Source organism: Bacillus salipaludis (assembly GCF_030938565.1).
GTDB lineage: Bacteria > Bacillota > Bacilli > Bacillales > Cytobacillaceae > Neobacillus > Neobacillus salipaludis_A.
On record NZ_JAVGVR010000001.1, the window covers coordinates 5,532,501 to 5,546,046 of the forward strand.

The following is a 13,546-nucleotide window of genomic DNA, read 5'->3' on the forward strand; positions in this document are numbered from 1 at the left end:
CCACGTGAGAATTACAATGGACCCGCTCCGTCTTGCTGCACAGATTGTCTCTGGAATTGGTTTCTTAGGAGCCGGTGTTATTTTAAGGAGGGGGAATGACACTATTTCCGGCCTGACTACCGCGGCAATGATTTGGGGAGCCGCCGGAATCGGAATTGCTGTTGGAGCGGGCTTTTATTGGGAAGCATTTGCTGGAGTTGCTCTCCTAATTATTAGCGTAGAATTAATTCCATTTCTATTGAAGCTTATTGGTCCAAAACAATTAAGGGAAAAAGAAATTAGCCTCCAGTTATTCATGCGAGATAAAGATCAGATTGAAAAAGTTATAACATTTATTATGGAAAAACAATATATTATTCGTAGAATACGAATTAAGGATTTAGACAATGGCGATCACTCGGTACAAATTTTGGTGGCTGTAGATTATCGCGAAAAAACAACCGATGTTTACTACTCTATTTCACAATTTGAAGGAGTTAAAAAGGTAGAAGTTGAAAGTATTAGTTAAGAGCCATATCCTTTGGCTCTTTTTTTATAATTTCCTCTTGCATGAATAACCAAAAGCATATATAATTTTCTTGTGCAACTCATTCGGGGGATTAGCTCAGCTGGGAGAGCGCTTGCATGGCATGCAAGAGGTCAGGGGTTCGAGCCCCCTATTCTCCATAAAAAAGAAAGCCTTTGTTAAACAAAGGCTTTCTTTTTTATGCCGTAGATAGTCCATTTTTCCTTTTTGAAATTTCCTCTTGCAAAATTTGGTAGATAAAAACTATAATTAGATTTAGATTAGAATTTTCTAAATTTTTAAAAATCACCTCAAGGAGGTGAAAAAGGAGAATCGATATTTATATTTCTTACACTTAAGTCACCTTTGTCTTTTAGTTTTTTCCTCATAAAAAAATCAAGGTTTTAATTTGAGAGGGGGAGCTTTAAATTGGAGGCTAAAAAGACGGCAAACAATATTGAAAACGATTACAGTAAAATTGCACAATCTTCATCATTTCAGACATTACTCTCCGAAAAGAAAAAATTTATCATCCCAGTAACCATCTTCTTCTTTTGTTTTTATTTTGCTTTACCAATCCTAACTTCTTATTCCACAGTGTTAAATCATAAATTTATAGGCAATATTACTTGGGCATGGGTATTTGCTTTCCTTCAATTTGTTATGACATGGGGATTATGCATCCTTTACTCGAAAAAGGCTGCTAAATTCGATGATATGGCAAATCAAGTGATCCAAGAAGGAGGCAATAGCAAATGAATAAAGCTGCATTTATTATGTTCCTCGCCATTGTTTTCGTCACGCTGATCGTTACATATTTAGCTTCTAAGCGGACGAAAAATGCAAGCGAATTTTACACTGCCGGAGGGGGACTGACAGGCTGGCAAAATGGTCTGGCCATTGCTGGTGATTACATGTCGGCTGCATCCTTCCTTGGAATTGCAGGAGCTGTAGCCTTAACCGGATTCGATGGCTTCTTCTATAGTATTGGTTTCCTAGTTGCGTATCTTGTTGTTCTTTACTTAGTTGCAGAGCCTTTACGAAACCTAGGGAAATATACTTTTGCAGATATGATTGCAGCACGGTTTGATACCAAAAAGATTCGTGGCTTTGCTGCGATGAACACTGTTACGATTTCTATTTTTTATATGATCGCGCAACTCGTTGGAGCAGGTGCACTAATTAAATTATTATTAGGTTTGGATTATACGACATCCGTATTAATTGTTGGAGTCTTAATGACCGTGTACGTTATTTTTGGAGGAATGCATGCAACAAGCTGGGTACAAATTATTAAGGCAATTCTTTTAATGGGCGGCACTTTCGTAATCTCAATTATTGTACTGGCTAAATTCAATTTCAGCCTTACTGATATGTTTGCGCAAATGAAAACTGCAACTCCTTTAAAAGAAGCCTTCTTAAATCCAGGAGTGAAATATAAAATTGGCTTGGATACAATCTCGCTAAATTTATGTCTAGTTTTAGGGACTGCTGGACTTCCACATATTCTTGTCCGTTTCTTCACAGTTAAAGATGCAAAAACAGCTCGTTCCTCCGTTGTCTATGCTACATGGATCATTGGAATCTTCTATGTTATGACAATTTTCCTTGGCTTTGGTGCAGCTGCATTTGTTGGCAATGAAGCAATTGTGACAGCAAATCCTGCCGGAAATATGGCGGCACCCCTATTAGCTAAAGCGATTGGCGGTAACATGTTGTTCGCGTTTATTTCTGCAGTGGCGTTTGCAACGATCCTTGCCGTTGTTGCGGGTCTTGTTTTAACAGCAGCTTCTGCCTTTGCTCATGATTTCTACAATGAAATCCTTCGTAAAGGAAAGGCAACTGAAAAGCAGCAAGTGACGATGGCGCGTTATGCAGCAATTGGGGTATCCATTATTTCAATCATTCTTGCACTTGGCGCACAAACCTTAAACGTTGCCTTCTTAGTATCACTTGCTTTCGCAGTAGCAGCAAGTGCCAACCTGCCGGTTATTATTTACACCATTTACTGGAAACGTTTTAACACTTCCGGTGCAATATGGGCAATGGTGGTTGGACTAATTTCAGCAATTGGGTTAGTTCTAATTAGCCCAAGTGTAATAAGTCCTGAGGTAGGAAAAGCCATTTTTGTCGGCAACCCTATCTTCCCATATACAACACCGGGAATTGTATCAATTCCACTCGGATTTCTAGCAGGTTACTTTGGCACCATCTTCTCGAGCCAAAAGGCGGATGTTAAGAAGTTTGAGGAAGTGCTGGTTAAATCTAATACAGGAATTGGGATGGGGCAGTAAGATTTCTTTCATTGCTTCAAAAAAGGGACTGATTTTTTTTCAGTCCCTTTCTTTATTTCTTTCCACTTCTATTTTTCCTAGAACTCTTTGCAGAACTTCCCCAGCTTGTCTTTTCACTGTTTTTCCGTTTCCCTTTTAACGGACCTGCCTTTGAGTTCAAAGGTTTACGTTTCTGTTGATTCCCCTTGATTTGCTTCGGCTTGTCATGCTTAGAATCCCTATCTGACTTTTTAATCTGCTCCGTTGCACCGTCTGGCACTTGTTTTTGAATCCGAATATTTAATTCTTTTTCAATCATATCAAGAGTCGGGCGATCGGCTGAGGAATAAAACGTGATGGCTAACCCCTTCATGCCCGCTCTACCCGTTCTGCCAATTCGGTGAACATAGCTTTCTGCATCCTGCGGAATATCGTAGTTAAATACATGGGTCACTCCCTCAACATCCAGTCCCCTTGCAGCCACATCCGTCGCGATTAACAATTGAATTTCAGCGTCCCTAAATCTTTTCATGACTTGCTCTCTTTTGGCTTGCGACAAATCCCCATGCAATTCATCACAAGAAAATCCATGTGCTTTAAGAATTCCGAACAATTTGCTGACTCTACGTTTCGTTCTGCAAAAAATAACCGCTAGAAATGGTCGGTGGGTTTCCACTAATTGAATAAGCGTTGCTTGTTTTGCCCGATCAATTGTGTGGATAGCAATTTGTTTTACATTCGCAGCAGGCCCTTGCCTTTTTTCCACCTGTATATATTCCGGCTCCCTCATATGCTTTTTCGCCAGGTTCCGAACCTCATCCGGAATCGTTGCTGAGAAGAGCATCGTTTGTCTGCTCTTTGGCGTTTCTTTAATTATATCCTCTACTTCTCCCAGAAACCCAATATGGAGCATTTGGTCCGCTTCATCTAAAACCAGGAAATGAACTCTCGATAAATCAAGTGTTCCTCTTCGAATATGATCTAAAAGCCTGCCCGGAGTTCCAACGACAATTTGGACATTTTTTTCTAACTTTTTTAACTGTTTTTCAACATCCTGTCCTCCATAAACGGCTAAAACATTCACATTCTCTATATCCTGAATCATCTTATTAATTTCATCGGTAATTTGTAACGCTAATTCTCTTGTTGGCGTTACAATAAGTGCTTGAACGTGAAGAGCATTCGCGTCAAGTTTTTCAAGGATTGGCAAAATAAATGCAAATGTCTTACCTGTTCCGGTCTGAGCTTGCGCTATCACATCTTTCCCCTTCATGACAACCGGTATGGATTGTTTCTGAATGGGGGTCGGTGTGGCAATACCGAAGCTGCGCAATGTTTCCGTTAATTCTTTTGAAATACCTAATGATATAAAATCAGGCAAAAAAATCCCTACTTTCAATTCAAATGATTATCTATTCATAATGATTGTTTATCAAAAATAAAGCAATTAATCTTTTTATTCCAATTAGTTCGATTAAATGAAAAACCCAACATCGAGAGTTGATGTTGGGAATCCTCTGGTTATTCGCAATTTTCGCGTCCAAGCTCTACTGCAGTTTCTAGATTACCGTTAAATAAGGAAATTCGGAATTTCAACGAGAAGTCTTCAAACTTGCAACGATATTTCTCCAACTGGTCTTGCCCGCAGGAATTACTGCCGAGACCATTTTGCATGTAATCAATATTCAAAACAATATAGTCACGTGGTCTTAAGTCAATCGTATGCTTAGCCTTCTCCAGGTCTTCTACCTCATAGTGTGAAGCACTAAAATTAAATGTTTCGTCAGCAATAAAAATTAGACTGTTTTTACTTTTATCCGTAAAGCTGACCCAATCGCAATCTGAACGATTGCCATTCTCTTGGGGTTTAACATAATTAGTAAATAACCCTTCTACCGTTTGAGTGTATACCCCTAAATGATTGGCTTGATTTGAATCGGGATAGCTTTCTCCTGGTCCCCTTCCACGCCATATAGTTTGTGAAAAATCTTTATTGAGCTGAAGATGAACACCTAAACGCGGAATCATGACAGGAGCATTTTCTTTTGTACCAAATGCAATACCATTAATCGTAAATACAATATCTCCGTCAGGATAAATTTTATAAAAATACTGAAGTTGATAATACCATGAACTGTTTGTTGTACCGTAAAGGGCATCCACATACCACTCGAACACACCATCTTTTAGTTCATAGCGGACCTCTTCCACAATTTCATGACCTAAGTGCATAAAGTATTTCGTGCGATAATCCTTCAGCAAGTACATATCATTATCGATCGGCGCACGCCAAAAATGAAATTGCGGTCCATTTTGAAGATAAATTTCCCCTTTCCGACTGATCTGTTTTAACGTTCCTTTTACACTATCGAAAGTGGCAATGAAATCAGATCCACTAACGAATACGAACGCACCATTCTTGGATAATCCAAGTTCCCCGGCAGCATGTTTTTTAGATATCTTAGTCTTTCCAGGCAATACAAAGGAAGCATTTGCTAATTCATGACCTTTTGCTGCCCAAGGTGTATCCTGTTTTAGTTTATATGAAAAGACGAAATAATAATTCGCACCGTTAACCTGCTCAATCTCATCTGCTACGGGAAGCTGGATTTCCGCTTTTTCCCGCGCCCTTACGTTCGGGATTTCCACATTATTTGATTCTAGTAATTTATGATCCTCATAGAGTGAGCAGGTTAATTCTAATTGATCCAACGATAGAAAATCATATCGGTTGGTCAAACGAAAACTCCCATTTTCAATATCCAAACATTCCGTTTGAACTGGTTCAATGACCTTTTTATATTCAAATAGACTTGGGGAAGGTGTCCCGTCAGGCATGATTAATCCATCAATACAAAAGTTTCCATTCGTCGGGTCATCACCAAAGTCACCGCCATAACGGTAATAAACCTCACCGCTTTCCGAAGTGGTTTCAATCCCGTGATCAAACCATTCCCAGATAAATCCGCCTTGAAGTTGATCATATTTATAAAATAAATCCTGATACTCCTTTAAATTACCCGGTCCATTTCCCATGGCATGTGCATATTCACAAAGAATATGCGGCTTTTGTGTTTTTTCAATTACTTTTTGCATTGTCAATTTTTCATTATGTTCCAGCCATGTATACATCGTACTGTAAACATCGGTCACTTCTGCTTTAAAATCACCTTCATAATGAACAAGACGAGTCGGGTCCAGTTGTTTGGCCCGTTTTGCCATTGCACGGAAGTTATCACCAAAGGATGACTCGTTTCCAAGCGACCACATGATAATACAAGGATGATTCTTGTCTCGTTCAATCATTCGTTCCAGCCGAGAAACATAGGCCGTTTCCCACTCAGGATCATTGCTAATCCAATCATATTTCGCTGTCAGTTCAAAGCCGTGACATTCTAAATCCGTTTCATCAATGACATACATCCCGTAATAATCACAAAGGTCATAAAGAGAATGGGCATTAGGGTAATGGGCAGTCCGTATCGCATTAATATTGTTTTGCTTCATTGTTTTAATGTCCTGCTCCATTTCTTCTCTTGTAACCACTCGACCTGTCTTTGGATTGTAATCATGACGATTAACACCTTTAAGTTTAATCGCGACACCATTTACAAGGAACTGATTACCTGCCAGAACAATGGAACGGAATCCAACAGACTGGTGAATTACCTCGATGACTCTACCCTCTTCTAAAACAGTCATATAAAGGTGATATAAATTCGGCTGTTCTGCACTCCATTTTAATGGGGATGAAATCTTTTGAGAAAAAAACTCATCTGCCTCTTGTTCCTCGATAAAAACCTGGTTTCCATTCGGGTCGATCAATTCATAAACAATTGTTTGTTGCCGCTTTTCGGACAGCTTCACATGAACCGTAAATACTGCGTCATTCCAATCATCATCAAACGTCGTATTTACTGAGTAATCATAAAGGCCTAACTGTGGCTTGGAATACAATTCAACATCACGGAAAATTCCACTTAGCCACCACATATCCTGATCTTCTAAATACGTGCCATCTGACCACTGAAAAACCCGAACAGTCATCGTATTAATACCCTGCCGGTAAAGCCCTGTAATATCAAATTCCGATTGAATCCGTGCACCTTTACTATATCCAGCAAATTGACCGTTGATATACAATTCAAATGCCGAATCCACCCCATTGAAACGTAGGATTAATTGTTCATCGTCAAAATCACGGTCAATACCAAATTCTCGGCGATAAATGCCCGTTGGATTATCTGTAGGTACTCGTGGTGGAATGATCGGAAAGTTATACCACAAGTCTGAATAATGCATTTTACCATAACCCTGCATCTGCCAATTTCCCGGGACAACGATATTGTCCCACTCTGTTGTATCCAAATCTTCTTCGTAAAAACCATCTGGCCAATATTCAGGGGCTTCGAGAAAAGTAAACTTCCACATCCCATTAAGATTCTGATAATAATGAGAGTTGACGACTTCCCCTGTTTTCGCTGCTTCACGAGATGGAAAACTAATAAAGTGAGCACGTGCAGCAAGCCGATTAATCCCATCAGTATAAACGTCTTCCCATCTTTTTATGTTTTTCATATCTGTCACCTCGAAATTTAACTCTATTCTTTTACCGATCCACCTAAAATCCCTGATATAAAATGCTTTTGCAGCAACAAGAAGAAAATCATAATCGGGATGGTTGATAAAGTGGTGCCTATCATCAGCTGGCCATAATCAATCCGTGCCATTCCGATTAAGCTTGATAAGGCAACAGGCAAAGTAAACATCTCTTTTGAATTTAGTGTAATAAGCGGCCAGATTAAGCTATTCCATTGTGACATAAATAGAAAAATCGCTACTGCCGCCAAAGCCGGTCGAACCACAGGTAAAATGACCGAAAAGAAAATTTTCATTTCCCCTGCCCCATCTACCCTTGAAGCCTCAATAATCGAGTCCGGAACGGCCTGCATATTCTGCCTCATTAAATAAATGGCAAAAGGGGAAGCAAGGCCGGGTAATATAATCGCTTGATACGTATTTAGCCAGTTAAACGAAACCATCATTTCAAACAATGGAATCAGGGTAACTTGAGAGGGGATCATTAACGAACATAAAATCATGAAAAAAAACAATTTTTTTCCTTTGAAACGATATTTAGCGAATGCATAACCGGCCATTGCAGAAATAAGGGTACTGAAAAAGGTATAGACAAGAGCAATAAACAATGAATTCCAAAAAATTTTTGCAATCCCTAATGATTCACCAAGGGAGTGAAAATTTTTGGCTAAGTAATCTCCTGGCAAAAGCTTTGGCGGCAGGCTAAAAATTTCTCCAGATGGATGAGTAGAACTGACAAGCATCCAATAAAAGGGAGCAATCGAAAAAATGACCCCAATGAACAACAATCCATATATACCGATTTTTGAAGACATCTCATTTGAAGTATTCATGTATTCTACTCACCTACCAATTTCATTTGAATCCAAGAAATGACGGCCGTGATCACCACTAGGACATAGGCAATGGCTGATGCATAGCCAAAATCAAAAAATTTAAAGCCAGTTTCATATAAATAAAGAGTAATGGTCATTGTTGCACTATTTGGTCCCCCTTGGGTTAAAATAAATGGTTCATCAAAGAGCTGAAGCGTCCCAATCGTGGACATCACCACTGTAAATATAAACACTGGTTTTAACTGTGGAATGGTAATCATAAAGAATTGCTTTACCTTTCCGGCTCCATCTATACTGGCAGCTTCATATAATTCGGAAGGGATATTTTGTAAACCAGCTAAAAAAATAACCATATTGTATCCCGTCCATCTCCATGTCATGACTAGAATCACAGAAGCTTTTGCCCAAAAAGGACTGGTTAACCAATGAACAGGCTTTACTCCAAAAAAGGATAAAAAATAGTTTACAAGTCCAAAATGTTCATCCAATAGAATCATAAATACAATCGATGCCGCGACTAATGCTGTGATTGCTGGCATAAAAAAAGAAATTCGAAAAAATGCCTTTGCCTTTACCATTGAAGAGTGCAGTCCTACAGCAATCAATAAGGATAGGAACAGCATGATTGGAACTTGAACGATCAAAATTTCAAATGTATTTAATAATGATTTGTAAAAAATCGGATCATGAAATAATCGCGAATAATTTGCAAAACCCACAAACGTCTTCTCTACACCGCGAACCTCTTGGAAGCTTAAAATTAACGAAGAGATTACCGGATAAACCGTGAAAACGACTAACAATAGCAATGCGGGACCAATAAAAAAGTATGGAGCAGTTTTAGGTGTGACGATATTTTTTTTCGCATTGACACGAAAGGCCGCTACTGTTTTTTGCACCTTTTCTGTCTGAGCCATTGTATCTCCCCCCTGACACCCAAATATGATAGAAATGAGAGGAGTGAACTCCCCTCTCATCCCAAAAGTGTTTCTATTTTACTTCATTTTTTAATTGAATCTCGGCATCTTTCAATGCGGATTTGACAGATTTATTTTCCAGTAGTATCGCTGCTTGCGCGTTGCTAGTTAGGGTACTTGCTTTTGATAAGTATTCATTTACATTAATTCGTGGAACTTGATCGACAATATCGGCAAATTTTTTGAAAATCGGGCTATTATTAAAGTACTCGTTGTTTTCGGTAAATTGCGGCGCACTATAGGTTTCCTTTAACGAAGGGAAAAGTCCATATTTTTCAAAGCCTAATAATTGAGATTCTTTATCTGTTGTAAAGAAGTCAACAAAGGAATAGGCAGCGGATTGATTTTTGCTTGTCGCCGGAATCAATAAGGAAGATCCGCCAACGTTTGCATACCTGTTTCCGCCCTCCTCAAAGCTTGGTAAATAAAATACATCCCATTTTCCCTTTAATTTAGGCGCCTGATCCATAATCGACCCTGCATACCAAACTCCATAAGGAACGGTCGCAACACTGCCGTTTACAGTGGCCGTTACAATTCCATCCCAGCCTTTGTTGTTAAGAATTAATTCCTCATCATGAAGCTTTTTAATAACATCCATTGCCCGGATGGCTTCCTTAGATTGAAGGGTGGTTTTTCCATCCTTATCAAAATAAGAAAGTCCTTGCTCCTGCATCATCAATTGGAAGACGCCATCATAATTTGGAATATCGATTGGAAGCATTTTCGCACCAGTTGCTGCTTTAATTTTCTTGCCAGCTGCAATATAGTCATCCCATGTCTTGATCGAATTTGGATTGACATTCGCCTTTTTAAAATAGTCGACACGGTAGAAAACTCCTGCAGGACCGATATCCCATGGTGCGGCAATAAAGTTTCCTTCCTTATCTTGATCTGCAGCAACCTTTGCAGGGTTGAAAGAATCTCTATACTTTCCATATCCGAGCTTACTTAAGTTTAAAAAACCTTGAGGGAATTGATGGACATAGCCTGGAATTCGTTCATCTTCCATTAAAACAACATCGGGAAGGCCAGAACCTCTCGCTGCTAGACCCACCGTTAATTTGTCATAAAGATCTGAGCTGTTGAAATCCTCTACCTTCACTTTTACATCAGGGTATTTCTTTTGAAACTTTTCTACTGAGGCTTTCATCGTTGCTGCTGCAACGTCCCATCCCCATATCGTTATTGTCCCTGATGGGTGTTTCGCATCACCGGTTGTTCCCTCATTACTGGCTGAATTTGAACACGCAGCGAGTAAAATCAGTGCAATTGCTAACATAATAGAAAGGTACCTTCTCATTCTTAGCCCCCCATTTGTCATTCATTACTGAACCTTTTAAAACCGCCTATCTAACAGAGTCAAATTCTTTTGTCTTTTTTAAATACGTGCGCCAAGTAATACACCATTTTTCCGGGTTATCCAAATAGTCTTGTTCGTCAATTTTGTGTATAGTGCTATTATGCGGGGCAGATTTGACAATTTCCGGATTTTCATATGCTTCTTTTGAAATTTGCTCTAAGGAATGAATATATTCATCTAAATCCTCTTTTGAATAAGACTCTGTCGGCTCAAGGGTGAATGGCTGTTTGACAATATAGGGATGGTGACTAGTCCAGTAATGGAGGCCAAAATCAGTCATTCTTAACGTTACATCTTCTGTAGTTACACCCGTTTCCTTTGTAAGCTGTTCCCAGCTGTAACGAACCTGTTCAAGACGGTGTCCCTTAACATACGGTGCACCTGCACCGCGGATTGCCAATACCCTATGATACATATAGTTATTGTTTAAAACGGCAATTTTTGCGACTTCCTTAAGACCTTCAGCACCAAGTGCCCGAATCCATGCATAGGCACGTAAAACCGTTTGCGCTACACCGTGGAAGGAGCGTACCTTTCCAATTGAATGCTTCAAATCTTCATTAAGCAGGTATTTTCCACCTACCATTTCCACAATTGGTGCCGGCAAGAATTCTTTTAATTCAGCTTTTACTCCCAATGCACCCGTAGCTGGCCCGCCGCACATATGCGGTGCAGCAAAAGTTTTATGAAGATTAAAGAAACACATATCAAAACCGGCTTCTTTCGCTCTGGTAATTCCTAAAAGCCCGTTTGCATTCGCCTGATCGTAAAAGCAAATCCCGCCCACTCGATGAACGATGTCGGTAAATTCTTTAATCCATGGGTTAAAAATGCCGGTATCCTCCGGGTTTGCAACAACAAAACCGGCAGTTCTTTCAGAAACCGCTGCTTTTAATTTTTCAATATCCGGGAAACCATTTTCATCTGGATGAAGGGTAATAATTTTATAGCCCTTTACGGCTGCCGTTGCAGCTTGGGATGGATGGGAAAAAATGGTGGTGATAATTTCATCACGTTGATCCCCCTCGCCCCTTTTTTCATGATATTTTTGAACTATCGATGCCATTGTAAAAAGCGCCTGTGTTCCACTGCTTGGCTGGAATGAAAAACAGTCCATCCCGGAAATTTCTCTCATACAAAGATCCAATTTATAAAAAATCTCCAGCATTCCTTGAACCGTATCAACATTCTGTAACGGATGAAGCTCCATGATTTTCGGGTCACGAATTAACAATTCGTTAATTTTCGGAATATATTTCATCGTACAAGTTCCCTGGCCAATTTCCACATTAAAATCAGATCCTAGGGTTTCTTGCGATAATCTTAAATAATGTCTCAATACACGTGCTTGCGCAATTTCAGGAAGACTAGTTTTTTGATTTCTCTGCATGGTCTTAGGTATTGCCGATATTCCATCCCCAACTGCTGCAGCAATTTTTTCATTAACCGGAGGCAATTCGACTCCTTTTTCTCCTGGCTGATGAAGTTCAAAAATAATGGGCTCATTCCATTTAGCCTGATGAAAATCACGAGTTTTGCTTATACGCTCTATCCTTCGCATGAATAAAAGCTCCTCTCTGTTATTTCGTTAAGATTTCATTTAGGGATTGAACTAGAAAATCAATATCCTCTTTCGTATGGACCTCCGTTACACAAAATAAGGCTGATTGACCAAACACCGGAAATTCTTTTGAGAGGTCCTTCCCTCCAAAAATTTTCCGATCTACTAATCTTTGATTAATCTCTTCAACAGTGACGCCAGTCTGATTAAAATCAACGATAAATTCTTTAAAAAATGGTGAATCTAATCGCGATCCTGATAAACTAGGAATTTGATTTAACTGCTGTACAGCATATTGACTGTTCTGCATAATCGTTTGGCCTACTTCCTGTATTCCATAAGGCCCAAGTAACGCAAGGTAGACACCTGCGGTTATTCCCCATAAGGCTGTCTGGGTACCAACGGATTCCTTCCCTTTTTCCCTTAAGGCAAAAGAGGTTCTGTCATATGCTACATCGCCAAAACCATATTCGCCCTCCTTTACGGTTGGAACAATTCCAAATAAACGGGATGGATATTCATTTACAAATTTCACATCATTATGAGTTGCAATAAAGCCTGCCTGACCGCCGCTGAAATTCATATGCATGCCGAGTGGCTGAAGGTCTCCACAAACAATATCCGCACCATAATGACTTGGTGGTGCAAGAACTCCTAGAGAAATTGGGTCCACCCCAACAACCATCAAGGTTTGATTTTCTTTTAATAAAGTAGAAATCTCCGACCCTTGTGCCTCAATAAATCCAAGGTAGGAAGGATTTTCAAAATAAAGGGCAGCCACCTCATCCGTTAATTTTGCGTTTAAATCCGATAAATCCAATGCTCCCGATTTGGTATCAAATTGAACAAACTCAAATTCCAATTCCGGTGTACCATAATTGACGATAATTTTGCTTCGTTCCGGAGCAACGGTCTTTGCCAATAATACTTTTTTCCTTCCGGTAATGCGCGCAGCCATTCGAATCGATGTTGCTGCCGCCTGTCCCCAATCAAATGTCGGTACATTGACAACGTCCATATCTACTAGTTCTGCTACTAGACTCTGATATTCAAAAAGGGCCTGGAATCGTCCATGATCTTCATAGGGTTCCCCCGCATATGCGGTTAAAAATTCAGAGCGCTGATTGATTTCATCACATACAGCAGGAACAAAATGCTGCCAGCAGCCGGCCCCTAAGAAATTTAAATATTCTTTTGTACTGGTATTCTTATTAAGAATTCCTTCAATATGCCGCCGCAGCTCATATTCTGTTAATGCAGGCGGCAGCTTTAATTCCCCTTTGAGCTGAAGTTCTTCCGGGATACAGGAGTACAATTCCATGATGGAATCGGCTCCAATTATCTTTAACATCTCCGCTTGTACTTCTGGCACCATATTCGGTATATAAGGATGTACTTTTTGCGCCATAATCTTACCTCCCTGTAATCTTAA

General features: G+C 39.7%; 10 protein-coding genes and 1 tRNA gene (1 of these 11 running past the window's edge). 4 read left to right on the forward strand and 7 right to left on the reverse strand.

The genetic code is table 11. From position 1 onward, the window contains the following. The 4 genes from RCG21_RS27615 to RCG21_RS27630 form a co-directional block, all read left to right on the forward strand. Window positions 1-508, forward strand: the 3' portion of a protein-coding gene (locus tag RCG21_RS27615) for an MgtC/SapB family protein (protein ID WP_133334195.1). It extends 188 nt beyond the left edge of the window; only the last 508 of its 696 coding nucleotides appear in the window; its start codon lies beyond the left edge, outside the window; the stop codon is at window positions 506-508. Window positions 509-593: 85 nt separating this feature from the next. Beyond that, window positions 594-666, forward strand: a tRNA-Ala gene (locus tag RCG21_RS27620). Window positions 667-934: 268 nt separating this feature from the next. Next, window positions 935-1,264, forward strand: coding sequence for a DUF485 domain-containing protein (locus tag RCG21_RS27625; protein ID WP_133334194.1), 330 nt, complete (start codon window positions 935-937; stop codon window positions 1,262-1,264). Next, the gene (locus RCG21_RS27630; protein WP_133334193.1) at window positions 1,261-2,799 is read left to right on the forward strand and encodes a solute symporter family protein; all 1,539 of its coding nucleotides are present in this window, start codon (window positions 1,261-1,263) and stop codon (window positions 2,797-2,799) included. The genes RCG21_RS27625 and RCG21_RS27630 overlap by 4 nt, the downstream gene beginning before the upstream one ends. Window positions 2,800-2,851: 52 nt before the next feature. On the opposite strand, the gene RCG21_RS27635 is transcribed toward RCG21_RS27630, so the two are convergent. From RCG21_RS27635 to gcvPA, 7 genes are all read right to left on the reverse strand, one after another. Next, complete coding sequence (locus RCG21_RS27635) at window positions 2,852-4,159, reverse strand: DEAD/DEAH box helicase (protein WP_308913954.1); 1,308 nt, start codon at window positions 4,157-4,159, stop codon at window positions 2,852-2,854. Between the two features lie 140 nt (window positions 4,160-4,299). Beyond that, entirely contained in the window at window positions 4,300-7,356 is a 3,057-nt protein-coding gene (gene ebgA / locus RCG21_RS27640; RefSeq protein ID WP_308913955.1) for a beta-galactosidase subunit alpha, read from the reverse strand. A gap of 23 nt (window positions 7,357-7,379) precedes the next feature. Beyond that, on the reverse strand, window positions 7,380-8,210 hold the full coding sequence (locus RCG21_RS27645) for a carbohydrate ABC transporter permease (protein ID WP_208025351.1): 831 nt from the start codon (window positions 8,208-8,210) through the stop codon (window positions 7,380-7,382). A 5-nt stretch (window positions 8,211-8,215) separates the two neighbouring features. Then, window positions 8,216-9,130, reverse strand: a complete 915-nt coding sequence (locus RCG21_RS27650) for a carbohydrate ABC transporter permease (protein WP_208025350.1) — start codon at window positions 9,128-9,130, stop codon at window positions 8,216-8,218. Window positions 9,131-9,203: 73 nt separating this feature from the next. Continuing rightward, on the reverse strand, window positions 9,204-10,493 hold the full coding sequence (locus RCG21_RS27655) for an ABC transporter substrate-binding protein (protein ID WP_235824779.1): 1,290 nt from the start codon (window positions 10,491-10,493) through the stop codon (window positions 9,204-9,206). 46 nt (window positions 10,494-10,539) lie between these two features. After that, window positions 10,540-12,114, reverse strand: coding sequence for an aminomethyl-transferring glycine dehydrogenase subunit GcvPB (gcvPB, locus tag RCG21_RS27660; protein WP_308913956.1), 1,575 nt, complete (start codon window positions 12,112-12,114; stop codon window positions 10,540-10,542). 19 nt (window positions 12,115-12,133) lie between these two features. Then, on the reverse strand, window positions 12,134-13,522 hold the full coding sequence (gcvPA, locus tag RCG21_RS27665; protein ID WP_308913957.1) for an aminomethyl-transferring glycine dehydrogenase subunit GcvPA: 1,389 nt from the start codon (window positions 13,520-13,522) through the stop codon (window positions 12,134-12,136). Window positions 13,523-13,546 lie beyond the last annotated feature (24 nt).